The sequence below is a fragment of the Acetobacter cerevisiae genome (assembly GCF_001580535.1).
In the GTDB taxonomy this organism is placed as follows: domain Bacteria; phylum Pseudomonadota; class Alphaproteobacteria; order Acetobacterales; family Acetobacteraceae; genus Acetobacter; species Acetobacter cerevisiae.
In genome coordinates, this window is record NZ_LHZA01000154.1 from 1 (window position 1) to 25,715 (window position 25,715).

General features: G+C 61.6%; 23 protein-coding genes. 14 read left to right on the plus strand and 9 right to left on the minus strand.

Annotation, left to right across the window (positions count from 1 at the left end; genetic code table 11):
- A partial coding sequence (locus tag AD928_RS11090; protein WP_062250704.1) for an aspartate aminotransferase family protein occupies positions 1-1,006 on the minus strand: 1,006 nt, incomplete at its 3' end.
- Positions 1,007-1,253: 247 nt separating this feature from the next.
- Here AD928_RS11090 and AD928_RS11095 point away from each other — a divergent pair.
- The 12 genes from AD928_RS11095 to AD928_RS11150 all read left to right on the plus strand — a co-directional run bounded on the left by AD928_RS11095 (position 1,254) and on the right by AD928_RS11150 (position 13,609).
- A complete protein-coding gene (locus AD928_RS11095; protein ID WP_062250561.1) occupies positions 1,254-1,931 on the plus strand; it encodes a RecX family transcriptional regulator in 678 nt (225 codons plus the stop codon).
- Positions 1,928-2,386, plus strand: a complete 459-nt coding sequence (locus AD928_RS11100; protein ID WP_061508896.1) for a CHAP domain-containing protein — start codon at positions 1,928-1,930, stop codon at positions 2,384-2,386. Before AD928_RS11095 ends, AD928_RS11100 begins: the two co-directional genes overlap by 4 nt.
- Positions 2,387-2,555: 169 nt before the next feature.
- Positions 2,556-2,807, plus strand: coding sequence for a twin-arginine translocase TatA/TatE family subunit (locus AD928_RS11105; RefSeq protein ID WP_062250564.1), 252 nt, complete (start codon positions 2,556-2,558; stop codon positions 2,805-2,807).
- Between the two features lie 76 nt (positions 2,808-2,883).
- On the plus strand, positions 2,884-3,504 hold the full coding sequence (locus tag AD928_RS11110; protein ID WP_062250566.1) for a methylthioribulose 1-phosphate dehydratase: 621 nt from the start codon (positions 2,884-2,886) through the stop codon (positions 3,502-3,504).
- Positions 3,501-4,046 carry a 1,2-dihydroxy-3-keto-5-methylthiopentene dioxygenase gene (locus tag AD928_RS11115; protein WP_062250568.1) on the plus strand — a complete coding sequence of 182 codons (546 nt, stop codon included), beginning with the start codon at positions 3,501-3,503 and terminating at the stop codon, positions 4,044-4,046. Before AD928_RS11110 ends, AD928_RS11115 begins: the two co-directional genes overlap by 4 nt.
- On the plus strand, positions 4,043-4,759 hold the full coding sequence (gene mtnC, locus AD928_RS11120; protein WP_062250570.1) for an acireductone synthase: 717 nt from the start codon (positions 4,043-4,045) through the stop codon (positions 4,757-4,759). The genes AD928_RS11115 and mtnC overlap by 4 nt, the downstream gene beginning before the upstream one ends.
- A complete protein-coding gene (locus AD928_RS11125) occupies positions 4,756-5,703 on the plus strand; it encodes a bifunctional riboflavin kinase/FAD synthetase (RefSeq protein WP_209436693.1) in 948 nt (315 codons plus the stop codon). Before mtnC ends, AD928_RS11125 begins: the two co-directional genes overlap by 4 nt.
- 128 nt (positions 5,704-5,831) lie before the next feature.
- Positions 5,832-8,756 carry an isoleucine--tRNA ligase gene (ileS, locus tag AD928_RS11130; protein WP_062250708.1) on the plus strand — a complete coding sequence of 975 codons (2,925 nt, stop codon included), beginning with the start codon at positions 5,832-5,834 and terminating at the stop codon, positions 8,754-8,756.
- Complete coding sequence (gene lspA, locus AD928_RS11135) at positions 8,753-9,253, plus strand: signal peptidase II (RefSeq protein WP_082779869.1); 501 nt, start codon at positions 8,753-8,755, stop codon at positions 9,251-9,253. Before ileS ends, lspA begins: the two co-directional genes overlap by 4 nt.
- Positions 9,254-9,309: 56 nt before the next feature.
- Positions 9,310-9,840, plus strand: a complete 531-nt coding sequence (locus AD928_RS11140) for a DUF3035 domain-containing protein (protein WP_062140689.1) — start codon at positions 9,310-9,312, stop codon at positions 9,838-9,840.
- A gap of 15 nt (positions 9,841-9,855) precedes the next feature.
- Complete coding sequence (mutL, locus tag AD928_RS11145) at positions 9,856-11,964, plus strand: DNA mismatch repair endonuclease MutL (RefSeq protein WP_062250573.1); 2,109 nt, start codon at positions 9,856-9,858, stop codon at positions 11,962-11,964.
- 127 nt (positions 11,965-12,091) lie between these two features.
- Complete coding sequence (locus tag AD928_RS11150) at positions 12,092-13,609, plus strand: complex I subunit 4 family protein (protein ID WP_062250575.1); 1,518 nt, start codon at positions 12,092-12,094, stop codon at positions 13,607-13,609.
- Positions 13,610-13,656: 47 nt separating this feature from the next.
- Here the strand turns inward: AD928_RS11150 and AD928_RS11155 are convergent, their stop codons facing one another.
- The 3 genes from AD928_RS11155 to AD928_RS11165 form a co-directional block, all read right to left on the minus strand.
- Positions 13,657-14,559: an EamA family transporter gene (locus tag AD928_RS11155; protein WP_062250576.1), complete on the minus strand. Its 903-nt coding sequence runs from the start codon at positions 14,557-14,559 to the stop codon at positions 13,657-13,659.
- 61 nt (positions 14,560-14,620) lie between these two features.
- Positions 14,621-16,645: a DNA topoisomerase IV subunit B gene (parE, locus tag AD928_RS11160; RefSeq protein WP_062140696.1), complete on the minus strand. Its 2,025-nt coding sequence runs from the start codon at positions 16,643-16,645 to the stop codon at positions 14,621-14,623.
- Positions 16,646-16,755: 110 nt separating this feature from the next.
- Entirely contained in the window at positions 16,756-17,295 is a 540-nt protein-coding gene (locus tag AD928_RS11165) for a hypothetical protein (protein WP_062250578.1), read from the minus strand.
- 450 nt (positions 17,296-17,745) lie between these two features.
- Here AD928_RS11165 and AD928_RS11170 point away from each other — a divergent pair, with 450 nt between their 5' ends.
- Complete coding sequence (locus tag AD928_RS11170) at positions 17,746-18,291, plus strand: hypothetical protein (RefSeq protein ID WP_062250580.1); 546 nt, start codon at positions 17,746-17,748, stop codon at positions 18,289-18,291.
- Positions 18,292-18,427: 136 nt separating this feature from the next.
- Here AD928_RS11170 and AD928_RS11175 read toward each other — a convergent pair whose 3' ends face one another.
- A complete protein-coding gene (locus tag AD928_RS11175) occupies positions 18,428-18,877 on the minus strand; it encodes an RrF2 family transcriptional regulator (RefSeq protein WP_062140700.1) in 450 nt (149 codons plus the stop codon).
- Between the two features lie 149 nt (positions 18,878-19,026).
- Here AD928_RS11175 and cysK point away from each other — a divergent pair, with 149 nt between their 5' ends.
- Positions 19,027-20,013 carry a cysteine synthase A gene (cysK, locus tag AD928_RS11180; protein WP_062140702.1) on the plus strand — a complete coding sequence of 329 codons (987 nt, stop codon included), beginning with the start codon at positions 19,027-19,029 and terminating at the stop codon, positions 20,011-20,013.
- Positions 20,014-20,182: 169 nt separating this feature from the next.
- Here cysK and AD928_RS11185 read toward each other — a convergent pair whose 3' ends face one another.
- The 4 genes from AD928_RS11185 to AD928_RS11205 all read right to left on the minus strand — a co-directional run bounded on the left by AD928_RS11185 (position 20,183) and on the right by AD928_RS11205 (position 25,713).
- Positions 20,183-21,334, minus strand: a complete 1,152-nt coding sequence (locus AD928_RS11185) for an OmpA family protein (RefSeq protein WP_062140704.1) — start codon at positions 21,332-21,334, stop codon at positions 20,183-20,185.
- 200 nt (positions 21,335-21,534) lie between these two features.
- Positions 21,535-21,873, minus strand: a complete 339-nt coding sequence (locus tag AD928_RS11195; RefSeq protein WP_062250582.1) for a DUF1491 family protein — start codon at positions 21,871-21,873, stop codon at positions 21,535-21,537.
- Complete coding sequence (locus AD928_RS11200; RefSeq protein WP_062250584.1) at positions 21,873-23,636, minus strand: S41 family peptidase; 1,764 nt, start codon at positions 23,634-23,636, stop codon at positions 21,873-21,875. Before AD928_RS11200 ends, AD928_RS11195 begins: the two co-directional genes overlap by 1 nt.
- Entirely contained in the window at positions 23,626-25,713 is a 2,088-nt protein-coding gene (locus AD928_RS11205; protein WP_062250586.1) for an RNB domain-containing ribonuclease, read from the minus strand. Before AD928_RS11205 ends, AD928_RS11200 begins: the two co-directional genes overlap by 11 nt.
- Between the last annotated feature and the right edge of the window lie 2 nt (positions 25,714-25,715).

Consider the following 25,715-nt stretch of genomic DNA (forward strand, 5'->3'; position numbering starts at 1 on the left):
CGCAGCGCAGGCCAATCAGCAGGCCGAGGCCGCGCCGTTCTGCAAAAATGGAGGGCGCGCTCTGCACCAGCTCATCCAGCAAACCGTCAAGCAAGGTCGCGCGGGCGCAGACCTGCTCCAGAAAGCCGGGGGCCAGCAGAACATCGAGCACCGCATTGCCTGCCGTGCAGGCCAGCGGGTTACCGCCAAAAGTTGTGCCGTGCGTGCCCGCCGTCATGTTTTTAGCAACAGCTTCCGTGGCCAGAACGGCCCCGATGGGGAAGCCCCCGCCCAGACCTTTGGCAGCGGACATCACATCCGGCGTAATCCCGGCCCATTCATGCGCAAACAGCTTGCCGGTCCGGCCGACGCCGCACTGCACTTCATCCAGTGCCAGTAGCACGCCGGTTTCATCACACAGCGCGCGGACGGCTTTCAGATACTCAGGGCTGGCGACCTTGATGCCGCTTTCCCCCTGAATGGGTTCCAGCATGATGGCGGCCGTCTGCGGGGTGATGGCGGCTTTCAGGGCCGCGATGTCATTAAACGGTACATGGACAAAACCCGGAACAGGAGTGCCGAAGCCTTCCAGATATTTCGGGTTGCCGGTAGCGGAGAGCATGGCCAGCGTCCGGCCATGGAATGCGCCATCCATGCAGATAATGTCCGTCCGTTCCGGGTGGCCGGACATGGCCTGTGCGCGGCGGGCGAACTTCACCATGCCTTCATTGGCTTCCGCGCCGGAATTGCAGAAGAACACGCTGTCCGCAAAGCTGTTGGCCACTAACCGTTCCGCCAGCCGTGTGGCCTGCGGGATCTGGAACAGGTTGGACACGTGCATCACACGCCCCACCTGCTCGGTGAGTTCTTTGACCATATGCGGGTGCGCATGCCCGATGGAGCAGGTGGCAATGCCCGCGGCAAAGTCCAGGAATCGTCGCCCGTCCGTCGTGTACAGCCAGGCGCCTTCGCCACGCTCAAAAGCGAGGGGGGCACGGTTGTAGGTCGGTGTCAGGGCTGGAATCATGGAATAATTCTTTGTGTTGCGTGTGAGGTGGTCATCAAAAAAGGAAAAGAGTGCAAAACAGAAAAGGCCCGCTGCCTGATTTGGAGCGGGCGACCCGTTTGCACCCGGCATGATGACGGTGTCCTGCGGGCAGAGTCAAACGTCTAAAACGAAAATCTCGCATGAAACTGTCACATTTCTTGCGCAGGGGAGGGGTAAATGGGTCAGGAATGGTCTTTTTGCAGCAAAGTGAGGCATAAGGTCTGGCATGGGATCTGACACCGCACCCTCTTCCGATGTTCCGCCGCCTGACCGGAAGGTTTTGAGAGAAGCGGCTCTGGCGCATCTGGCGCGCTTTTCCACCACGCGGCAGGGGCTGGAGCAGGTGTTGCTGCGCCGCATTGCCCGCTGGGAGCGCAGCGCCCTGAAAGCCGGAGCAGAGCAGGAAGATGTGCGCGCCACAGCCGCCGCTCTGCGTCCGGTGGTGGAAAGTGTTGCGGACGATATGATTCGGCTGGGCGCAGTGGATGACGCCGCTTTTGCGCAGGCCCGCGCCCGCAGGCTGGTGCGCTCCGGGCGCTCTGGCCGGGCGGTGCAGGCGCATCTGGCCGCCCGTGGGGTGGAAGCTGATGTGCGTGAGGCTGCCTTGCAGGAGGTGGTCGAAGGGTTTTCTCCTGCGGAAGTTGAACTGTCTTCCGCTCTTGTGCTGGCGCGGAAGCGGCGGCTGGGGCCATTTGCCGGGCTGCCGTCGCTCCGCCCGCCGCGCGCCTCTGCCGCGAAGGAAGAGGAGGGCGGGCGGGGCCTGAGCCCGGAAGAGGCTGAGGAACGCCGCGCTATGGGCATTCTGGCCCGTGCCGGGTTTGGGCGGGATGTGGCGCAGCGGGTGCTGGAGATGGACCCTGCGGAAGCGCAGGAGTGGATGGAGCGTTTGAGGGCCGAGTCGTGAAGCGTTGGAGTGTTCTGTTACTGCCGCTGTTGCTGGCAGCCTGTGCCGGGCATGGCGGATGGGGTGGCTCTGTGCAGTGCGCGCCTTATGCGCGCGAGCATTCCGGCGTTCAGTTGCGCGGGGCGGCGGCCAGCTGGTGGCGGCAGGCCGGGGGGCATTACACCCGCACTTCCGCGCCGGAACCAGGCGAGGTGCTGGTGTTCCGCTCCACCCGGCGTCTGCCGTCCGGGCATGTCTCTGTAGTGCGGGCGGTGAAAAACTCCCGCCTTGTGCTGGTGGACCACGCCAACTGGGAGCCGGGACGGGTGACGCGCCGCGCGCCGGTGGAGGATATCTCACCGGGGAATAACTGGACGCAGGTGCGTGTCTGGTGGTCGCCTATTCACGGCATGGGGAAAACCGTCTACCCTACGTATGGATTTATAGAACCTGTGCTGGAGGGCGGCAGCTCCTGAGGCTGGCGTCCGCCGGGTGATCAGTCCGCACGGTGTTTTGCCCCGTTTTTCAGGCCTCACAGAGAGATCGGGCTTGCATGATGGGGGAAGCGCCGCCATGTGGTCAGAACAGAAACAGGGAATTTTGGCCGTTCGCAGTGCGCCGGCCTTATAAACAGAGGGCTGTTGAATGGGTAGCTTAAGCATCTGGCACTGGCTGATTGTGCTTGCGGTTGTGCTGGTGGTTTTTGGCGGTGGCGGCAAGATCAGCTCCATGATGGGTGATTTCGCGAAGGGGATTAAATCCTTCAAGAAGCACATGGCGGATGATGAACCGATGGATGAATCGGCTCCCCGCGCCGGTGGCCATATTTCTCCCCCGCCTGCTGCCAAACCGGCAGACCCCGCTGCTGTGCAGCCTGAAAAAACACACCAGCCCTGAGGCCAGCCGTACGGCACGGCAGGACGCAGGTCGCCTTCGGGCGGTCCGCAGGCGGATTAAAGGCCGGATTTAAAGCATGAGCGAAACCATGACGGATTTTGCACGCGCCACGCAGGACATTCTGGTGGCTGGGCAGCGGATGGATGCGCGTGGCTGGGTGCCCGCTACGGCCGGGAATATCAGCCGCCGCCTGCCGGATGGGCGCATCGCCATTACACGCTCCGGTTGCCACAAGGGCTTCCTGCAGGCGGCGGATGTCATCACGGTTGATGACGCCGGAAAGCCCCACCGCAGTGGCGATAAGCCGAGTGCGGAAACCCTGCTGCATTGCCAGATCTATCAGCAGGACCCCACGGCAGGCGCAGTGCTGCACGGGCATTCCGTAGCCGCAACCGTGCTTTCCATGGTCGAGAAAGGCCCGGCCCTTCACCTTGCAGACTATGAAGTGCTGAAAGTGTTTGAAGGCCAGACCACGCACGAAACGTCTGTGCCGGTGCCTCTGTTTGAGAACGATCAGGACATTGCTCGTCTGGCGCAGGTTGTTGCCCCGTCTTTTGGCAACATGGCGGCGGGCTACATCATTCGCGGCCACGGTGTGTATGTGTGGGGTAAGGATATGCCAACCGCACTGGCACGGCTGGAAGGACTGGAATTCCTGCTGGCGTGCCTGCTGGAAAGAAGGAAGCTGGGCCTGTGAGCACGCTGACCATCTATCAGGATACCGTTCCCGAAACCCCGGTTTTGCACACGCAGGACCCGGTGGAAATCGCCAGCCAGCTGCGCCCGCTGGGTGTGCGGTTTGAGCGGTGGGAAGGCCCGGAAATTCCGCCACGCTCAGCCGATGCGGAAACGGTGCTGGCGACCTATCGCCCGTTTCTGGACAAGCTGATGGGCGAGACGGGGGCTGGTTCGGCTGACGTCATGCGCGTGGACCCCAACACGCCTAATCTTCCTGCGCTACGGGCCAAATTCCTGTCCGAACATACGCACAGCGAAGATGAAGTGCGCTTTTTTGTGCATGGCTCCGGCCATTTTATTCTGCATGTGGCGGACAAGATCTACGATGTGGAATGCACCCAGACAGACCTGATTTCCGTGCCCGAAGGCACAAAGCACTGGTTTGATGCCGGGCCTGCGCCGGATGTGGTAGCTCTGCGGATTTTCACCCACAAGGAAGGCTGGGTTGCGGACTATACCGGCACCGACCTTGCAAACCGTTTTATGGCTTACGATCAATGAGTTCAGTGTCTCACACGCCGCGCGTCGTCCTGCTGGATATTGAGGGCACAACGGCCCCGGTCTCCTTCGTGCATCAGGTGCTGTTCCCTTATGCCCGCACCCATCTGCCCAAGCTGGTGGCCGAGCAGGCGCATGACCCGGTGGTGCATGAGCAGCTGGAAGAAATTGCCCGTCTGGCCCCCGGTGTGCCCCCCATGGAACAGCTGACGCGCTGGATGGATGAGGATGCCAAAGTCGGCCCTCTTAAAGCACTTCAGGGCATTGTGTGGGGGCAGGGCTATCAGCGCGGTGAACTGATTGCCAGCCTGTATCCGGATGTCGTGCCAGCGCTGGAAGCCTGGTCCAGAGCCGGGGTGACGCTGGCGGTCTATTCTTCCGGCTCTGAGCCTGCGCAAAAGCTGATTTACGGCCATACGCAGCAGGGCGACGTCACACCGCTGTTCAGCCGGTTTTTTGATCTGCGTGTGGGCGGCAAGAAAGACGCGAAGAGCTATCGGAATATCCTGCTGGAAACCGGCTGGAAGCCTGAGGACGTGCTGTTTCTGTCCGATGTGACGGCGGAGCTTGATGCCGCAGCGGATGCCGGGTTGCAGGTCTGCCAGATTGTCCGCCCGGATGATGGCACGGTGGCAGGCAAGCGCCATCCGGTGGCGGCCACCCTGCCGGATGCGGCGCGTCTGTTCGGTCTGCCCGGTGCGGAGCCGCAGGCGTGATCAGGGCGCAGCTGCACGAGAACTGGAAGGCCATCCCCGATGAAGCTCGTGGCTGCGCTGCTGCTCTGGGGAATTTTGATGGGGTGCATCTTGGGCACGCTCATCTGGTGCATACCCTCCATTCCGCCCGGCCTGACCTACCTCTGGCTGTGGTGACGTTTGACCCGCACCCGCGTGAACTGTTCCGCCCGCAGGACCCGCCGTTTCGCCTGACCCTGTCAGCTGAAAAGCTGGCAGCGCTTGAGGCGCTGGGTGTGCGGCATGTCTTCCAGATCAAATTTGATGAAGCCTTCTCCCAGATGTCCGCCGAGCGGTTTGTGGAAGATGTGCTGTATGATGCGCTGGGCCTGAAGCATGTGGCCTGCGGGCCGGATTTTGCTTTCGGGCACCGGCGCGGGGGCGACGTGACGTTCCTGTCCGAACGTTCTGCGGAACTGGGGATGGGCTTTACCCCCGTGCAGGCGCTCTCCGACGGGGCAGGACCGTATTCCTCTTCCCGCATCCGGCGGCTGTTGCAGGATGGCTACCCGGAACGGGCTGCGGAAGAGCTGGGGCGCCCGTGGTTTATCCGGGGTGAGGTCAAGCATGGCGACAAGCGCGGCCGTCTGCTGGGCTTCCCCACCGCCAATATTCCGCTCGGGCGGCATCTGGAGCCGGCTCGCGGTGTGTATGCCGTCACGGTGCGCCTGTCCAACGGCCAGACGCGGCCCGGTGTGGCCAATATCGGCCGCCGCCCGACGATTAATGACGGGCAGGAAAGCCGGCTGGAAGTCAATCTGTTTGACTTTGATGGCGACCTGTATGGCCAGACCCTCTCCGTAGCGCTGCACCGCATGTTGCGGGCGGAAAAACGCTTTGAAGGGCTGGACGCGCTGAAAGACCAGATCAGGCAGGATGCCGTGCAGGCCCGTGGCGTTCTGGAAGAAGAACTGCGCGGGAATTAACCCTGATAATGCCCCTTGCAGCTTGACCCTTTGGGCTTGCGCTTGGATAACGGATAAACGTGCAGGTCTGCCAGTCTGGCGGGCCTGTTGTTGTGCCGAACCCGAACCAGAGTGACACCTGCCGTTCCATGTCTAAATCCAGCAGCAGTGATTCAGAGAAAAGCGCTAACGCCGATCTGTATCGCGATACCGTCTTTCTGCCCCGCACGTCCTTCCCCATGCGTGGCAACCTGCCAAAGCGGGAGCCGGACTGGCTTGCCCGGTGGGCTGAGATTGGGCTGGACGCGCAGATAAAGCAGCAGGCGGAAGGGCGTCAGGCCTTCACGCTGCATGATGGCCCTCCCTATGCGAACGGCCATCTGCACATCGGCCACGCGATGAACAAGATCAACAAGGACGTCATCAACCGCGCCCACCGCATGTCCGGCTATGCCGTGCGGTATGTGCCGGGCTGGGACTGCCATGGTCTGCCGATTGAGTGGAAGGTGGAAGAGGAATACCGCAAGGCGAAACGGGATAAGGATTCCGTGCCTGTGCTGGAATTCCGTGCGGAATGCCGCGCCTATGCCGCCAAATGGCTGGGCGTGCAGATGGAAGAGTTCAAGCGCCTTGGCGTGCAGGCCGAATGGGCCAACCGCTACGCGACCATGGATTTCTCTTCCGAATCCGCCATCGTCGGGGAAATCGGGCGTTTTCTGCTCAATGGCGGCCTGTATCGTGGGCTGCGTCCGGTGATGTGGAGCCCGGTTGAAAAAACCGCGCTGGCCGAAGCTGAAATCGAATATCACGACCACAAATCCACGACCATTCTGGTGGCTTTCCCCATTGTGAAAGATCCCACCCCGGCGCATGCGCTCAAGGATGTGTCCGTGGTGATCTGGACCACCACCCCGTGGACCATCCCCGGCAACCGCGCGCTGGCATACGGGCCGGAGATCACCTACGTGGTGCTGCGTGTGGATGAAACGCATGAGGGCGCTCTGCTGGAGCCCGGTGCCAAGGTTCTGGTGGCCGAAGCATTAGTGGACAGCTTCTGCAACGAAGCCCATATTTCCGCGCACCATATTCTCTACACCCTGCCGGGTGAGGCGCTGAAGGGTGCCGTCTGCGCGCATCCGCTGCGTGGCTCCGGCTATGACTATGATGTGCCGATGCTGCCGGGTGATTTTGTCACGACGGAAGCCGGCACGGGCCTTGTGCATATGGCCCCGGCTCATGGTGAGGACGACTTCCGTCTGTGCAAGGATTACGGCGTGGAAGTGCCGGAAACCGTACAGGATGATGGCACATATGCGCCGTGGGTTCCGGGTTTTGCCGGTGTGCATGTGTTCAAGGCAGCGGACCCGGTCTGTGCGACGCTGACCGCTGTAATGGAGCAGGCCAACGCTGCAGGCACAGCACCAGCCGGTCTGGTGGCCCGTGGTGAACTGGTTCATTCCTATCCGCATTCCTGGCGCTCCCGCGCCCCGGTGATCTATCGCGCCACGCCGCAGTGGTTCATCCGCATGGATGGCGAGGCCGCACTCCGTCAGAAGGCGCTGAATGCGCTGGATGATGTGACGTTTGTGCCCGCACAGGCCCGCAACCGCTTGACGTCCATGATCGAAAATCGCCCCGACTGGTGCATCAGCCGCCAGCGCGCATGGGGCGTGCCCATTGCCGTGTTTGTTGAAAAACGCACCGGCGAAGTCCTGCGTGATGCAGAAGTGATGCAGCGTGTTGTGGACATCTTCCGTGAGGAAGGGGCTGACGCATGGTACAGCTCTCCGGCCTCTCGCTTCCTTGGGGAAGGGCGCAACGCGGACGATTACGAGCAGGTGTTCGACATTGTCGATGTCTGGTTCGAGAGTGGTTCCACGCATTCCTTCGTGCTCGGCCAGCCCGGTCTGTCCTTTCCGGCCGATCTGTATCTGGAAGGGTCTGACCAGCATCGCGGCTGGTTCCAGTCCTCGCTGCTGGAAAGCGTTGGCACGCGGGGCATCTCACCGTTCAAGGCTGTTGTGACCAACGGCTTTGTGCTGGATGAGCACGGTCGCAAAATGTCCAAATCTCTGGGCAACGTGATCGCGCCGCAGGAAGTCAATGACAATCTGGGCGCGGATATCCTGCGCCTGTGGGTCATGAATTCCGACACGAACGAAGATCTGCGCATCGGTAAGGAAATCCTCAAGCAGCAGGGCGAACTCTATCGCCGCCTGCGCAATACGCTGCGCTGGCTGCTGGGCGCTCTGGATGGCTTTACGGAAGAAGAAGCGCTGCCGTATGACGAGCTTCCGGAACTGGAACGCTGGGTGCTGCATCGCCTGACCGATCTTGGCGGCCTGATGACCCGCGCTGTGGAAACGCATGAATGGGTTGGCGTCTATCCGGCCCTGCATGGCTTCTGCACAACGGATCTGTCGGCCTTCTACTTCGATATCCGCAAGGACACGCTCTATTGCGATGCGCCGTCCAGCCTGACGCGCCGTGCGGCTCGCACGGTTCTGGACCATCTGCATCGCTGCCTGACCACATGGCTGGCGCCGGTGCTGGTCTTTACGGCGGAAGAAGCGTGGACGGCCCGCTTTGGGGACGGCGAAAGCGTGCATCTGCAGGCCTTCCCGGATCTGCCGGCTGAATGGAGCAACCCGGAACTGGATGAACGCTGGACGCGCCTGCGCGGTGTGCGGCGTATCATCACTACGGAAATTGAAGGCGCGCGGCGCGATGGCACCGTTGGCTCCTCGTTGCAGGCCCAGGTGGAACTCACCCTTTCTGAAGAGGAAGCGGCTGAGTTTGCCGGGGTGAACTGGAGCGAGCTGGCCATTGTCTCGCACGTCGACGTGCTGATCGCTCCGCAGAGCAGCTCGGTTTATGTCGAGGGCGAAGAAGGTGGCGAACTGCATGGGGCTCCGGTTGTGCGTCCGGCAGAGGGTGAGAAATGCGCCCGCTGCTGGAAAGTTCTGCCGGAAACTGGCACGCGAGACGGTGCGCCGGGCCTGTGCCTGCGCTGTGCCGATGTGGTGGCAGAGCGGGAACAGCAGGTGACAACGGCTGTGCAGGAGGGCGCGTGAGCACACCGCTTGTGCGCCGGCCCTTCGGCATCGGCTTTCTGGTGCTGATGCTGGCTCTCTCGGCGGATCAGCTCAGCAAATACTGGATTTTGTATGGGCTGGATCTGCCGGACCGGGTTTCCGTCAAGGTCATGCCGGGCCTGAACTTCACCATGGTCTGGAACCATGCGGTGACGTTCGGGATGTTCGGTGGGTTAGGCAATGCCGGGCGGATTCTGTTTTCCGTCATCGCGCTCAGCGTGGCCTCCGGCCTGCTGGTGTGGATGGCCAGAACCCCCAGTAAACTGACAGCCGCCTGCGTGGGGGCTATTACCGGCGGGGCCATTGGCAACGTGATTGACCGCGTGCGTTATGGCGCGGTGGTCGATTTTATTCATGCACATGCTTTTGGTTGGTCATGGTATGTGTTTAATGTGGCTGACTCTGCTATTGTATGTGCAGTCTGTGTTCTGGTGTTGCAGAGTGTCTTCTCGGACCGGCAGCAGCAGGCATCGTGATTTATAAAGCAACCTGTCGTACCGGCAGGCTGGGCAGGAAGGATATAAGACAGAAGATGGCGTGCCGTGTCTCGACACTGATTTCTCCGCTGCTTCTTCTGGGTGGCTGCGTAATGCTGACCGGGTGTTCCGGGACGGAAGCCGCCCGTGCGTTCGGGCTGGAACGCAGTATGCCGGATGAATACACCGTCACCACTCGTGCGCCGCTGTCCATGCCGCCCATGGATGCGCTGGCCAAGCCGGTAAGTGGGGCAGACCGCCCGCAGGATGAGAGTGAACGCCTGCAGGCTCTGGAAACGCTCTCTCCCGATGTGGCGCTGCGTGGCACCAACGGGGATACCAGCGGTGCCCAGTCCATTCTGGTGAATGAAGCGGCAGACGCCTCCGATGCGCCGGATGAAGGCGAGCTTGGGGCTGCGGGTTCCGGCTTTGTGAGCCAGCTGATGTTCTGGAAAGGTGGCAATGCCGGGTCTGCTGTTGATGCAGATGCGGAAAACCGCCGCCTGAAAGCCAATGCGGCTCTGGGGAACAAGCCGACCAAAGGTGTCACCCCCACAGTGCATCCCAAAAAATCCGGCCTGTTCTAAGGCTAAGGTCTGACCATGTCGGACCCGGTTTCCTCCTTATCTGAAACGTCCGGCACCCTGCCGTTGCGGCCTGCGCTGCGGCGGTTGCCGGAAGTTCTGGTGAACCGCATTGCTGCGGGTGAGGTGATTGAACGCCCTGCGGCTGCCCTCAAGGAACTGGTGGAAAACGCCATTGATGCCGGGGCTAAGCGGCTGGATGTCAGTCTGCAAAATGGCGGGATTGACCAGATTATTGTGACGGATGACGGGAACGGCATGTTCCCGGATGAACTCACGCTGGCGGTTGAACGCCACTGTACGTCCAAATTGCAGGACGAATCCCTCGTTCATATTCGCACCCTCGGCTTCCGGGGGGAGGCGCTGCCGTCCATCGGGGCTGCGGCGCGGCTGAGCATCACCTCCCGCCCGCGTGGCGAGAGTGGCGCGTGGAAAATCCGCGTCGAAGGCGGCAGGATTTTCCCGCCCGAACCCAGTGCTGGCGCACCGGGCACCAGTGTGGTGGTGGAAGATCTGTTTTTTGCCACCCCGGCCCGGCGCAAGTTTCTCAAAAGCGCACGGGTTGAAGGCCGCCACGCGGAAAGTGTCATCCGGCGTCTGGCGCTGGCGGTGCCGGATACGGCCTTTCGCTTCAGCATGGATGACCGCGTGGTGTTTGATTTGCCCGCGCAGGATATGGCGGCCCGTGCGGCGGCCCTGCTGGGGGCCAATGAGGCCGATGGCTTTCTGAAAATTCACGGCGAGCGCGACGGTATGACGCTGTCCGGCTATGCCTGCGGGCCGTCCGTGCATCGGGCGACGGCGGCAGGGCAGTTCATGCTGGTCAATGGCCGTCCGGTGGTGGACCCGGTTTTGAAAACCGCTGTGCGCGTGGCGTATCGGCGGGTCATTGAACATGGACGACATCCCGTGGTGGCGCTGATGCTCACCATCCCGCCCGACCGGGTGGACGTGAACGTCCACCCCGCCAAAACAGAATTGCGCTTTGCGGATGAAGCCTCTGTCCGCTCTCTGGTCATCGGCACGCTGGGGCGGGCGCTGGAGGCTGGTGCAGGCAGCGTAGGCGTCCGGCCTTCGTTTTCCGCCGTCAGGCCGGGTCGCATCTGGTATCCGCCGGAAAACACGCCGCAACAGCCAGCGCCTCCCGCACCGGGCCAGCGGCCTATGCCATATGGCACGCAGGGAAGCTTTGCCGAGCCGCGCCTTGGGCTGGGGGATACGCCGTCCGCCCGTATGCTGCCGCCTTTGCCTTCAGGGAATGGGACGGGGTTGTATGGTAACGGAGCCGGTGCTGAGGACGGGCTGCCGGGTTCAGACATGTCTGGTTCTGGGGGCTTTGGTGGCGGATTAGATGCACCTGCCTTCTCATCGGATGGGCAGGCTCAGAATGGGCAGGGCGGGAGTGCCTCCGGTTATGCGCCGGGCGCTGGCGGATGGGATGCGGGTAGCAGGGCACCGGGAGCATTGCCGGAGTCGTATGCTGCCGGAACTGTCCCTCCATCCGCCGTTTCTGCACAGCAGGCGGCTGCGCACCCCTTGGGGGCGGCGGTGGCGCAGGTGCTGGATACTTACATTATTGCGGTGGCAGCGGATGGCAGTCTTGTGCTGGTGGACCAGCATGCCGCGCATGAACGGCTTACGCATGAGCGCCTGCGGGAGCAGTTCCTCAGCGGCAGCATCCGCGGGCAGCGCCTGCTGGTGCCGGATGTGGTGGAACTGCCACGCGGGCAAGTGGACGTGCTGGTGAGCCGGCAGGAGATGCTGGCCAAACTGGGCATTGAGCTGGAAGCCTTTGGCGGCACCGCCGTGCTGGTGCGCGCGTTGCCCGCCATGCTGAACACCACGGACGCCATTGGCCTGCTGCGGGACCTGGCCGAAGAGCTGGAAGCGGATGATTCCGGCGCGCCGGATGAAATGCCCTCGCTGGACGGGCGGCTGGATGCGGTGATTGCCCGCATGGCCTGCCACGGCAGTATTCGCGCCGGGCGACGCCTGAGCCGGGAAGAGATGGACGCCTTGTTGCGGCAGATGGAAGCCACACCGCGCGCTGGCACCTGTTCCCACGGGCGGCCCACATGGCTGAAAATGACAAAAAACGATCTGGAAAAACTGTTCGGGCGGCGGTGAGACTCCGCAGGTTCTCACAGAGTATTGGCGTGTGCTCTGCGGAACGTGAACAGCACTTCTCTGGTTTCTCTTTCTAAAAGAGAGCAGGGTCAGAGTGAAGTGATGCAATCTGGATGGTAAAAACGCTGTGCCCCATGCTCTGCTGTCTCTGATAACTTATGTCCCACTGGCGGGTGCGCTGGTAGCCTGGCTTTTTTGTCGGGGAGGGGAGGCGCAGGACCTTCTGGCCCGGCGGATCGGGCTGGGGACCAGTCTGGCCGTTCTGGCGCTGAGCGTTGCGTTGTGGTGCGGTTTTAACCCCGCAACACCGGGCCTGCAGTTTGAAACCCGGCTGGGCTGGGTCTCGGATGCCGGGATCTCCTACCATACCGGGGTGGATGGCATCTCGCTGGTGTTTATCCTGCTCACAGCGTTTCTTACCCCGCTGGCCATGGCGGCGGGAGCGCGCAGCATCCGCACGCAGGCACGGGAGTTTGTGACGGCTATGTTGTTGCTGGAAACGGCGCTCTTCGGCCTGTTTTCCGCGCAGGACCTGCTGCTGTTCTATGTGTTTTATGAAGCAACGCTGATCCCCGCGAGTTTGATGATCGGCATCTGGGGCGGCCCCAAACGGGCATGGGCCTCGTTGCAGTTCTTCCTGTTCACGTTCGGCGGCTCGCTGTTCATGCTCATCGCTCTGATCGTGATGTGGCAGCAGGCAGGAACGACGGATATTCCGGCACTGATGCAGGCAGGCTTTTCCCATTCCCTGCAAGGCTGGCTTCTGCTGGCCTTCCTGCTGGCGTTTGGCGTGAAGCTTCCGCTGTTTCCCCTGCATGCCTGGCTGCCGGATGCGTATTCTGAGGCTCCGGCTCCGGCCTCCGCCATGCTTTCCGGCGTGCTCTCCAAAACCGGGGCGTATGGTCTGTTGCGCTTCGGTGTTCTGATGTTCCCGGATGCTGCCCATCTGTTCGCCCCCTATGTGCTGGCGCTGGGCGTGGTGGCGATTCTCTATGCCGCTTTTGTCGCTTTTGCGCAGACGGATATGAAGCGGGTGATTGCCTATTCCTCCTTCTCCCATATGGGCATGATTGCCGTAGGCTTGTTCACGCTGACGGCGGAAGGCATTGATGGCGCCATTTTCCAGATGCTCTCGCATGGCGTGGTGATTGCAGCACTGTTCTTCTGTGTTTCAGCGGTCGCCTTGCGGTCGGACACGCAGCAGATTTCTGCTCTGGGGGGCGTGGCCCGGCAAATGCCGGTGCTTGCTCTGCTGACCATGCTGTTCACCATGGCCAATATCGGCCTGCCCGGCACCGGCTCCTTTGTGGGGGAGGTGCTGGTGCTGATGGGGGCGATTCACGTCTCCTTCTGGGTTGCGCTGCTGGCCGGGGGCACCATGATTATGGGGGCGGTGTATATGCTCTCCCTGTATCGTCGGGTGCTGTTTGGCGGTGTGCAGGGGGCGGTGCATCTGCTGCGTGACCTGAGTGTGGGGGAAATTGCGGTGCTGGCTCCGCTGGCGCTTGTCACACTCTGGATGGGGATTCACCCCGGCAGCTTCACCCGCCTGTTTGACCCGGTGGTGATGCAGGCCATGCATCATGGCACTCTCACAGCGACAGCCTCTCTGCCAGACGCCACGCTGCATCTGGCAGCCCGGTAAAACAGGTCTTTTAGACCTGGCCTTTCCGACGCTGGTGGGTGGCAGTTTTACTGCGGTAATTCAGGCTGCTCGTTTACCGGGCCTTTTTTGCCCGGAGTGAGCACAGTGCCTGCCGAGGCCAGCACAATGCACAGAATGCCGCCCATCCGGAGAGGGGAAAGGGTTTCGTGCAGCAGCAAAATCCCGGCACAGGTTGCACAGACGGGTTCCAGACTATACAGCACCCCCAGATCCCGTGCGGAGAGGCGGTGCATGGCCTGCATTTCCAGTGCGTAGGGCAGGGCTGAAGAGCTGATAGCCACCAGCACGGCCATACCCAGCAGAAGCGGGTGGTGCAGGCCGATGATGAACGCTGGGGTAAAGCAGGGCAGGAAGAGGATAACCGCGCTGCACAGCAGGCCCAGAGCGCAGGCATGACCCGGGGAAAGCTTGCCGGTCATGCGTTTGCCAAAAACGATGTAGAGCGCCCAGCAGATAGCTGCCCCCCCGGCATACCCAACGCCCATCATGTCCGGCAGAGCGGCTGTATCCGGTTTCAGCAGCAGGCACAGGCCCAGCACTGTGAGGGTAATCCAGCCGATGTCAGCCAGCCTGCGGGAGCCAATAAAGGCCAGAAACAGTGGGCCGGTAAATTCAATAGCGACGGTCATGCCCAGCGGAATGCGTTCCAGAGCCAGATAGAAGCACAGGTTCATCCCGGCAATGGCAATGCCGTAAGGCAGGACAAGCCGAAGGGTGCGGCGTGAGATGGCATGCCAGCTGCGGAAAAACACAACCAGCGCGACGGCCGCAAACGCCGTGCGCAGGCCAACCATGCCCCCAGCCCCAAAAAGCGGGAACAGAGATTTAGCCAGAGATGAGCCAAACTGGAGGCAGATCATGCTGCCGACCAGTTGCGTCAGTGCCAGCACGCGTTCCTTAAGAGGGCTGTTGGGAAAGGAAGCTGGCATGCTCAGGCGAGTCCATGAGTCCGGAGCATGCCGAACATGATGTTAGAAAAAGGGGGCTGGATCATACATCCAGCAGCTCACCAACAGACTGAGCGTGTTCCTGAATGAAGGCAAAGCGGAGTTCCGGCTTACGGCCCATCAGGCTTTCCACCCTCTCCCGCGTGGCCAGCCGATCTTCCGGCAGGGCCACTACGCGCAGCAGCGTGCGGCGTTTGGGGTCCATGGTGGTTTCTTTCAGGTCACCCGGAGGCATTTCGCCCAGACCTTTAAAGCGGGAGACATCAATCTTGCCCCGCGCCTTGAAGGCGGTTTTCATTTTACGCTCCCGGTCGGCATCATCCATCGCATAGACGGTGTGCGCCCCCTGCGTCAGCCGGTAAAGCGGTGGCTGCGCCAGATAGAGCCGCCCGTTGCGGATCAGATCCGGCAGTTCACGGTAGAAGAACGTCATGAGCAGCGAGGCAATATGCGCGCCGTCCACGTCAGCATCGGTCATGATGATGACGCGGCCATAGCGCAGCTTGCTCAACTCAAACCGGTCGCCCGAACCGCAGCCGAGCGCTTCAATCAGATCGCGGAGTTCCTGATTGGCGCGGAGTTTTTCCGTGGTGGCGCTGGCCACGTTCAGAATTTTTCCGCGAAGAGGAAGGACGGCCTGCGTTTCCCGGTTGCGGGCCTGCTTGGCGGACCCACCGGCGGAGTCACCCTCCACCAGAAAGATTTCAGTCTCTTCGGCGCGTTCCCGCGTGCAGTCGGTCAGCTTGCCCGGCAGACGCAGGCGGCGTGTTGCACTTTTACGCGGCGTGTCTTTCTGCTCGCGGCGGCGCAGACGTTCTTCGGCCCGCTCAATCACAAAACCGAGCAGGGCATCGGCCTGCGGCGGGTTCTGGGCCAGCCAGTGGTCAAACCGATCCCGCAGCGCGGTTTCCACCAGTTTGCTGGCTTCGGAGGAAGTCAGCTTTTCCTTGGTCTGCCCCTGAAACTGCGGGTCCCGGATAAAGACGGAGAGCTTGGCGGCAATCATGCCCAGCACGTCTTCCGCCGTGATGGAGGCGGCTTTTTTGTTGGACCGCTGATCCCCCCATGCCCGCAGGCCTTTGACCAGCGCGTTACGGAAGCCCGTCTCATGCGTGCCGCCCTGCGGGGTAGGGATGGTATTACAGTAGGAGGCGAGGGCCGCAGTCCCGCTTTCCAGAAAAGCGACGGCCCATTCCACGCGGCCATTATCCGTGCCATCGGCTGCAGGCGGCAGGTTGGCATCACCGGCCCAGAGCGGGGTGAGCAGCGGCGCAGAGGCACCGAGTTCATCCGTCAGGCTGTCGGCCAGACCGCCGGGGAAATGCAGCGTGGCTTCTGTCGGGGTGTCATCCCCCGTCTTGATAAGAGACGGATCACAGGACCAGCGAATGGTTACGCCCCGGAACAGGAAGGCCTTGGACCGGCACAGCTTGTAGAGTCGGGACGGCACAAAAACGTGCGAGCCGAAAATGAGCGTATCCGGCTGGAATGTAATCTGGGTGCCGCGCCGGTTTTGCGTGGGGCCAACCTTTTCCAGCGCCGTGACGGGCTTGCCGCGCTCATAGGCCTGACGCCAGATGGCGCGGTCCCGGGCAATTTCCACATCCATGCGGGAGGAGAGGGCGTTCACCACGGAAGACCCGACTCCGTGCAGACCGCCGGAGGTGGCATAGGCCTTGCCGGAGAATTTGCCGCCAGCATGCAGGGTGGTGAGAATGACTTCCAGCGCAGAGCGGTCGGGGAAGCGCGGATGCGCATCCACGGGAATACCGCGTCCGTTATCCCGAATGGTCAGACGATTTTCCGGATCCAGCCGCACATCAATGGCCGAGGCATGGCCTGCCACGGCTTCATCCATCGCGTTATCCAGCACTTCGGCGGCGAGGTGATGCAGGGCGCCCTCATCCGTGCCGCCGATATACATACCGGGGCGGCGGCGGACAGGCTCAAGCCCTTCCAGAACCTCAATGGCGCTGGCGTCATAGGCCTGGGGGCTGGTCTCAGCTTTGGTCGCAGTTTTTCCCGCAGGCTTGCGGGAAGGCGGGGGCGCAGAAAACAGGTCGCTCATGGATATGGTCTGTCCCGCTTTGTCGCTGATTCGTCAAGCAGGCCTGATCTGGAAGGGCGACGGATGGCCGGGCCTGAACTGCAATACCATCCGTCGCAAGGCTAAAAGCCTCAGGCGCGATGCGTCGTTTTTGCTTTGGCTTTTGTTGCGCGGCGTGCCGGGCGGGCCGAATGGGAGGCCGCAGGGGCTGCACAGGTTTCAAAAGAGGCCGGCTGGGTGACGTCCTTGGCTTCCGTATAGTTGGCCAGATCTTCAGAGCTTTCCAGAGCATTCACTTCGTCAAACATGGCAATGCGCTGCATGCAGAAGATGGTGCCGGACTGAAGGCCTTTTTCAGACTGAATATTGGCCAGCTGCGTGATGTAATCATCATGTTCACGCTGGGCGCTGCTGCCATAGGTGCTGCGGAAATAGGTGTTGAGCTTCTGCTCTTCATTCAGCAGCGTGGAGCGGAATTTGCCGACAAACGCATTGTAACGGTCCTGCGCGTTGCAGGAGAGAGCCGTGACCATCAGCTCACTTTTCAGAGCCTGAATATCGAACGCTTCATGCGCCGGGGAGTGGCCGCACGGGGTGGCAGCAAGCGTTACGGTGCTGTGCAGCACACCAAAAGCAACGGCACCAGCGGCAAGAAAACGGGAAAAAGACATGCGGGTCCTCCGATACAAGCTGGAGCGGGCGTGCCTCTTCACATCAAGGTCTCCCCGGCAGGCTCAGCGTATGAAACGGTTTTCGACAAGGTTTGATGAACGAAATAGCGTATTCAGCAGAGAAAGATAGAAGTATTTTTTCATACCGCGTCTCAGCATTACAGCACGCTGGAAGTCTCATCACATTCACGCAGGCCGGAACACAGGGATGACACAGTGTGGTCTTCCAAACTCTTAATTTCGGGCAAAATGATGTCGCTTTTTCAAAAGCGAGGCAGCCGTGCGGGGAGATGCTCTTTATCCCCCTTTCTTCCTTCCTCAGTATGTTCTAAACGCAAAGACGAATCATGCGGCACAGCGGGAAGTGGGCATAAGTTTGCCCTATTTGCCCGCAATAGAGTGCGCAGAAGGTTCATGTGTACTTAATAAATAGTGAAGCGGAGCTGTCGAGTGCGCTTGCGAGGAATTGCCGTTTTGGCGCTAACTGGTGGTATGCTTGCCGGCTGTGCGACTACAGGTGGGCCAGTTAACTCCGGGTCTCCCAACCCGTTTGGGTATATGAAGAAATCTGCGGTCTGCCAGACCACGCCGCTGAAAAAGGCCGCTGATGGCAGCCTGAGCACCACCATGACGGTGCGTTCGGACGATGGCCTGTGTGACCTCAAGGTCTCTCAGGACAACGGGAAGGCCTATGCCTCCTTCGGTGTTTCTCCTGCTCCGGAACACGGTAAGGCGTTCCTGTATAGCCTGGATAACGATACCCATGTGACCTACACGCCGACCATGGCTTATGCCGGTCAGGATACGTTCACGGCTATTCTGGTGCCGGGTCCGGGTGAAAAACGCACCCGCCTGACGGTGACGGCTCAGGTTGACGCCACAGGCGTTGTTCTGCCCAGGCCTGCCGCTCCGGTAGAAACCAAAGCTGCGGAAACGAAAACGACCGCTAAAAATGCCACCATGACCCGCCGTCGGGTGGTAAGCCACAAGAAATAAGTCTCTGATGTGTGCAGCGCCCCCGGCTTATGGGGGCGCTGCTGTTTTTGAGACGCTTTTCATAAAAAACGCGCTGTCCCCGGTATTTTCGGGGCAGCGCGTTTTTTGTTTGGGGCAGGTTGTATGCCCCCAGAAATCAGATGGAGAAGGTAATCGGTTCGCTCAGCGGGCGCTTGAGACCACAGCTCTCGGTCTTTTTAACCAGATCATCCAGCGTGGTTTTCTTCATCTGGGCGGTCAGGTCTTTGTCGAACTGCTTCCAGCACGGTTCGATCACCTTGCTGAACAGCGGACCTTGCGGGCCATCATCCCCGTTATTGTCATCCTGCGTGACCGCATTGATGATATCGACCAGAGAAATATCCCGCCGGGGGCGACCCAGACGGTAGCCACCGCGCGGCCCGCGAATGCTTTCCAGCAACCCGGTGCGTGAAAGGGCCTGCAACAGTGGCTCAATTCCACGCCGTGCCAGAGCGGAGCGTTCGGCAATATCAGCAGCACTGACCGTGCCGGAGCGGCCTGCATGAAAGGCGACATCCAGCATGATGAGCACGGCTGTCATGGCTCTGTCCCGACGCAGGATCATGGGTCTGGTTCCTTTCACCTCAGAAAAAGGCAAATCTGCCGTTAAACATGAATGACATCGAGATATAGCAGGCGTTCTCCTGTTTATCTACGCTGATAATTCGTATTATAAAAGAGCCACGTGAGAAAACACACAGAAAAGGCAGGTTCATGACAAGTTCGGATAAATCCGGGGGTGGTTACGGCTTTGCTGCACCACGCGGCAAGGTGTACGACTCGGTCCTTGGCGTCGTTGGTGGAACGCCTCTGGTGGCCCTCCCGCACCTCTCGCGGGACGAAGAGCTGAAATGCCGCCTTTTACTCAAGCTGGAATTTTTTAATCCGCTGGGTTCCGTCAAGGATCGCATTGGCGCTGCCATGGTGCTGGAAGCTGAGCGGGAAGGGCGCATTACGCCCGGTCGCACGGTGCTGGTGGAGCCGACATCCGGCAATACAGGCATCTCTCTGGCGTTTGTAGCGGCGGCGCGTGGCTATCGGCTGATTGTCACTATGCCGGAAGGAGCATCCATTGAACGGCGGCGCATGCTGCGGCTGATGGATGCGCAGGTGGAACTGACCCCGGCTCGTCTGGGGATGGCCGGGGCTATTGCTCGTGCGGGTGAAATCCTGCGGGAAACGCCGGATGCCTGGATGCCGGACCAGTTTGATAACCCCGCCAACCCGGCCGTGCATGCGGCTACGACGGCAGAAGAAATCTGGATTGATACAGATGGCCAGATTGATGCTGTAGTTGCCGGTGTCGGCACAGGTGGCACGGCCACGGGCATTGCCGAAGCCCTGAAGCCCCGCCGTAAAGGCTTGCAGGTGTTTGGTGTGGAACCGACCGAGAGCGCCATTCTGAATGGGGATGAACCTGGCCCACACGGTATTCAGGGCATTGGTCCCGGTTTTTGCCCGGCCACGCTGAATACGAAGCTGCTGGATGGGGTGATCCCCGTCTCTGAGCGCGAAGCCATTGCCGCGGCACGCCGCTGCGCGCGGCTGGATGGTATTCCGGTGGGGATTTCTTCCGGGGCGGCCCTGCATGCCGCGCTTCAGGTGGCCAAAAAGCCGGAGTCTGAAGGCAAGACGATTGTTGCCATCGCGCCGTCCTTTGCAGAACGGTATCTGTCGACCTCTCTGTTCTCCGGGCTCTAAAGGTCCGGTAAGCGCTGCGGCGTAGGGCTGGCCTGCTCTCGGGCGGGTCAGCATCAGCCAATAAAAAACGCTGCTCCAGCTTGATGCCGGGCAGCGTTTTTTATTGGAGAGCGAGGAAGCCTATCAGGGTGCTTTTCAGCTTGCCTGACAGGATTTCCGTCCGCGTTGCTTAGCGGAAGAGAATTTCTACGCGACGGTTCTGAGCTTCCTTGGTGTTGGGGCCGGTTTTGACCAGCGGATTTTCTTCACCATAGCCATGAATATCGATGGTGGCCCCCGGTACGCCATCACGCACCAGTTCGGCCTTCACCATTTCCGCACGGCGGATGGACAGCTTCACGTTGTAAGCTTCGCCACGTTTCTGGCCGGGGAAGGCGGAAGAGTTATCCGTATAACCGGAGACCAGAATGCGGGTGAGGCTGGTATGGGTAGTGGCCTGTGCGGCTACAGCCACAATGGAGCGGGCGCGGTCCGACAGGTCAGACTTGTCCCAGTCAAAAAACACCAGATAGCTGCGGGCTGGCTGTGGAGCCGGAGCCGCTGCGGGTTCCGCGATCTTCGGCGGCGGCGGCGGAGCCGGATTGAACTCATACCGCAGGCCCAGCATCAGGGAGTGGTTGAAATCCGTCTTGGTGTCACGGTTGCCCGTGGCAAAGCTGTAGGACTTGGACTGGTTGGCCCCGCCGATGGTGCCCCATGCAGAAGAGCCGTGAGACTGCGGCCCAAGCATCGTCCAGAAGCGATATTCCGCTGTGAAGGACAGCCCTACGACCCACGGCGTGGGGAAGGCGACACCGAAAATACCCTGATAGGCAAAATTACCGAACGTGCCGCCCACATGCTGGGAAAGCTGGTTCCCCGGTGCCGTGATGGAGGTGTTCATGGCCGTCCAGCCATAGCCGACACCCGCACCAAAATACGGGAAGATGAACGGGTTGCCGACATCCATGTCAAACAGCGCGTTGGCCATCACGCCATAAGTCTGGCGGCGGCCATCAGCACGGCTGGTGAGGGAGTTGGTCACAAACCGCTGATACGTCTGGTTGCGGTAGTCGCCTTCTACTTCCACACGGAAGCCGTTGCCCAGACCATAGCCGATAGAGCCGATTCCGGTTGCACCGGTGCGCCAGCGGTCACGCCCGTCCGGGAACATGTTGGAGGTGCGGACGCGCTGGTCCTGATTAAAGGTCGCGCCGCCTTCGCCCGCAATATACAGGCCCTGAACAGGCTGAGCCATGGCAGGCGCGGCACACAGCAGGAAACCTGCCACCAACGGTGCAGAAAGCAGTGATTGCGCGAGGAGGCCTTGGCGCAGCGTCATGTTCTTCTCCCTGCTGTGGCACTGTTTCCGCAGTGGCCGGGCATTGTGGTCTTGGTGCACGTGGCACATATGCCTGCCTTCTTTGCTGTAAACTGGCCTTGTGTGCAACAGCTTGTGGAAACTGTTTTCAAAAACACCCCTGTTTTGAGGGGAATCAGCGTGTCAGGCGTGTGACATAAGTCACACACCGTTAAGTATTGTCAGACCAGCGTTGCTTCAAACGGAGGTCTGAAGTCCGGCGCTTCCACTTCCAGAACCCATAAATCCGGATCGTAGCGAAGTTGCCGGTCAATATAGGCCTGTGTGTCTTCGGGTGAGAGCGGGTTTTCTCCTGAGCCTTTAAGCCATGCGGCCTCACCTTCGGCTGTGCGGGTCTGGCTGAGGACCATGGCCGTGCCATTCCGCCCCAGCAGAACAACCAGAATCCCCCCGGCATCGGCATCCCCCCGCCGGAGCATCATGGCAGATCGCCCATCCTGTCCGCACTGGCGGAGCAGGGCACGGGCCACAATGTCGGAGCGCAGACGTGGTGTGGTCATTAGTGCGTGACCGAAGCGGCTGAGGCAGAGGCTGAAGCAGAGACAGACGCAGAATCTTCCGGCATGGCGGCAATGGCGGTCTTATACCATTTGGGATTTTGCAGCACGGCGCGGGCGACTTCCAGATCCCGGTCGCTCCCCAGTGCGGCCGGGCAGGCTTTGCGGATGGCCAGAATACGCGAGACCGGCAGCGGGAAGCGGGCAAGACGGGAGGCCTCGACTGCTGGCTGATTCTCCAGCATGCCCGCAGCAAGTTCATGCATCTGGCGCGTCATTTCCGTCTCCCCAAGGCTGGCGCAGAGCTGGGGCATGACGCCGAGGCCCTGCAGCGGCCAGTGGAGGGGCGCAATCACGCGGCTCCATGTCACAAACAGTTCGCCTTCATCCGGCAGCTGCGCGACGGTTTGCACCAGTCCCTTACCGAGGGTGGAACTGCCGATCACCACCGCGCGGCGATGATCCGCGAGGGCAGCCGCCAGAATTTCCGCAGCACTGGCTGTGCGCCCATCCACCAGAATGGCAATGGGCAGGCCGTTGGTCATATCGCCACCCTGCACGGCCCAGATATGGTTGGCCTGCTGGTCTCGCCCATCGGTTACGGCGGCAACACCCCGGTCCAGCAGCAGGGCCGCAGCCGTCACGGCCTGTTGCAGCACGCCGCCGCGGTTGCCGCGCAGGTCAATAATCAGCCCTTTAAGGGTCGGGTCCTGTGTCGCCTGATCGAGATACTGGCTCATCTCTTCCGCCGTATCGGAGGAGAAAGAGGTCACGCGCAACACCACCAGCGGGCCGCTGGCAAAAGCGAACACGGTTTCCGGCGGCACCTTGGCGCGGTGCAGCACTACGGTATGGCCTCGCCGCTGCCCGGGAGAAAGCAGGCGCAGCGTGACGCGGGAGTCTTCTTCCCCCCGCAACCAACTGGTGACGGTTTCAACCGATTGCCCGGCTGTCAGCCTGTTGTTCACAGCCAGCAGCTTGTCACCCGGATCAACCGTGGCGGTCCAGGCAGGGCCGTTGGCGTTGACGGCGGAGATCACGATATCCCGCCCCTTGCGCGTCAGGCTGAGCCCGGCATCTGCCTCACCCCCCACACGGGCCTGACGGTCCGTGGTGGCGGAGGAGGGGCCGATATAGCGAGAGTACGGGTCCAGATGGTTAAATAGCTCATCAAAAAACGCCTGAACCAGATCTTCCCGGCTGGCATCCGCGACAGACTCGGAATGGGCGCGCGCTGCTGAGATAAAGTCCACGGCCAGTCTGGCCCAGTCTTCCGTATTGCCTGCGGCGGGGGCGGCCTGGGAGAGCAGACTGGTCTGCCCGGCCAGCAGGCGAATATCAGCACCACGTGTGTCAAGCGTGAGCATGGGGTCCAGCGCCGTCAGGCAGCCCAGACCCCATAAGGTAAAGTCCCGGCTGGTGTGAGCCTCCAGCGTGCGGGGAGCCAGAAATTGCAGCGCCGTCGCAATGACGGAGTGGACCAGCCCCATATCGACGCTCGGTTTGTCCGGTTCCACAGCTTCCGGCGCGTCTGACGTGGTGGCCGCCGGGGGCGCATCGACCTGGGCGGCAGCTTCTGCTTTGGCCGGGGCGGGCTGTGTGGCGTCGGGCTGGGATGAGGGGAGGCTGTCCGGGCCGGGCGTGGGGGAGTTGCTCTGCGCACGCACGGGCACCGGCTGGGAGACCAGCAAGGTTGCGATGAGAATGCAGGGCAATGCACGCCGCAACGGCAGGGGGAAGAGGCGGCGGGCCGTACTAGCTGGCATGGCGTAGGGGGGCCGTTACCAGAGTCAGTGTGCCCTGGGCTGGATGGGTTGCTGTCAGGACGACAGGCAGCAGGCCGCTGTTCAGGAAACGGGTTCCTGAACTGAGGTCTGAGCGCATAGGTAGCGAGTCGTCATGCATCCCTGAGTCATCCGGCAAGGCGAGAAACGAAAGGAAAGACGGAGTTCCTGTTTTCGTCAATGTCACGGCAAGGCCTGAGCGTGTTGCGGCCGTGACATGAGCTTGGAGAGTGTGCCCGATAAAGGGGGTCAGAAAAATGGCAGCAAGTCTGTCCTGACAGGTCTGAACGGCAGAGGCGGCCCGGCGTTCCGTCAGTTGCAGATGTTCTGCCAGGGCAGGCAGGTCTGATCTGTCCGGCTGGAGGGACGCTGCAATGCGTGCGTCCCGCTCAAGGGTGGCCAGCAGGGCGCGATGCGTCACAAGGTCTGCATAGCGGCGGATGGGGCTGGTGAAATGCGCGTAATGCTCCAGCGCCAACCCATAATGACGCCCGGGTGAGGCCGCATAACGCGCCTGCATGCGGGGGGGCAGACGCGGGCCGCCTGTGCGTTCGCTGGAGGATGTCGGTGGGGACGGATGCACGCGGAACAGTCCCGCCGCGTTGTGTCGCATCAGCTCGTCCGCTGCAAAACGGTTGGCGGCAATCATGAAGGCCGCCACCAGATCATGCGCGGGCTGGCGTTCCCTCAGGCTGAACTCTGCGGGCTGTCCGGCTTCATCCAGCGTGACGCGATACTCTTCTTCCGGCTGGCTCAGAACGCCACGGGCTTTGGCATCGGCCTGCAACGCCAGAGCCGCAGCCTGTAAGGTCAGGATCAGATCGGGCGGGGTGGCGTTGTCCAGTTCCTGCTGCACATCCTGATACGTGAGACGCGCCGCGCTGCGCATAATCCCACGGCCCAGTTTGCCGGAACGGATCTGCCCGGTGGGCGTGATCTCAAGCTCGGTAAACAGGCATAGCCGGTCTTCCCCCGGTTTGAGGGAGCAGACCCCGGCGGAAAGGGCCGGCGGGAGCATGGGCACCACACGGCCCGGCAGATAGACCGAGTTGCCCCGCTTTCTGGCCTCGGCATCGAGCGCAGAGCCCGGCGCGACATAATGCGCAACATCAGCAATGGCGATAATCAGCCGGAACCCATCCGCCGTCCGTTCCGCCCAGATCGCATCGTCAAAATCCTCTGCCGTAGCGTCATCAATGGTGACGAGCGGGAGGGAACGCAGGTCCGTGCGTCTTTCGGCGGACGCTGCGGAGGGAGCCGCAGGGGATTCTGGTCGTAAAGGCGGCTGAGCAACCCGGCACGCTTCTTCTTCCACCTCTGCGGGAAATTTCGTCGGGATGGTGTGCGTGAGAAGACTCAGGGTGGCGGGCATGCCCGGTGCGGTGGCTGGCCCCAGAATGGCGTGAATACGGGCTTGCGGGGGCTGTCCATCCTGCGTGGGGAGGAGGTCCGCCAGCACAACATCGCCGGGTGTTGTGCGAGGGGAGGCGGTATCCGGCACGACATCCAGAGATCGGGTGAGCCTGCGGTCACAGGGGATTAACTGGTCCGGCTTTCCTTCAGACGGTGGGTGCGCCTCACGGGCTGGACGCGCAGGCTGAAAGACGGCGGCAATCTGGCGAGAGGCTGTGGAGAGCAGGCGGATCGGGCGGCCTTCACGCCGGGTGCGGCCTGTTGCAGGGCGCAGGCGGAGGATCAGCTCATCACCGGGGATGAGCAGGTTTCCGTCCAGATGCGGTGTGACGAGGGCAACCGTGCTGCCGCGTGGGTCATCCGGCAGATGGGCCAGCGGAAGGCCATCGCGCCCCATGCGGGTGATGATGGCGCGGGCCGTTTCCGGCAGGCCGGTCACGCCCTTCAGTCTGCCGGGGGGCAGCAGGGCGAGGTCTCCCGCAACCGCCATGGCGTGCAGATGCGTCCGCAGGGCGGCTTTCAGATGCGTGGGCAGGCCAAAGGCCCGCAGGATATCCGGTGGAGAGACGGGGATGCGGTCTGCTTCCAGAAAAGTCCGGAGGGCCGCAGGGTCAGGCAGAGCTGCGGCCCCCGATCTTTTCTGCACGG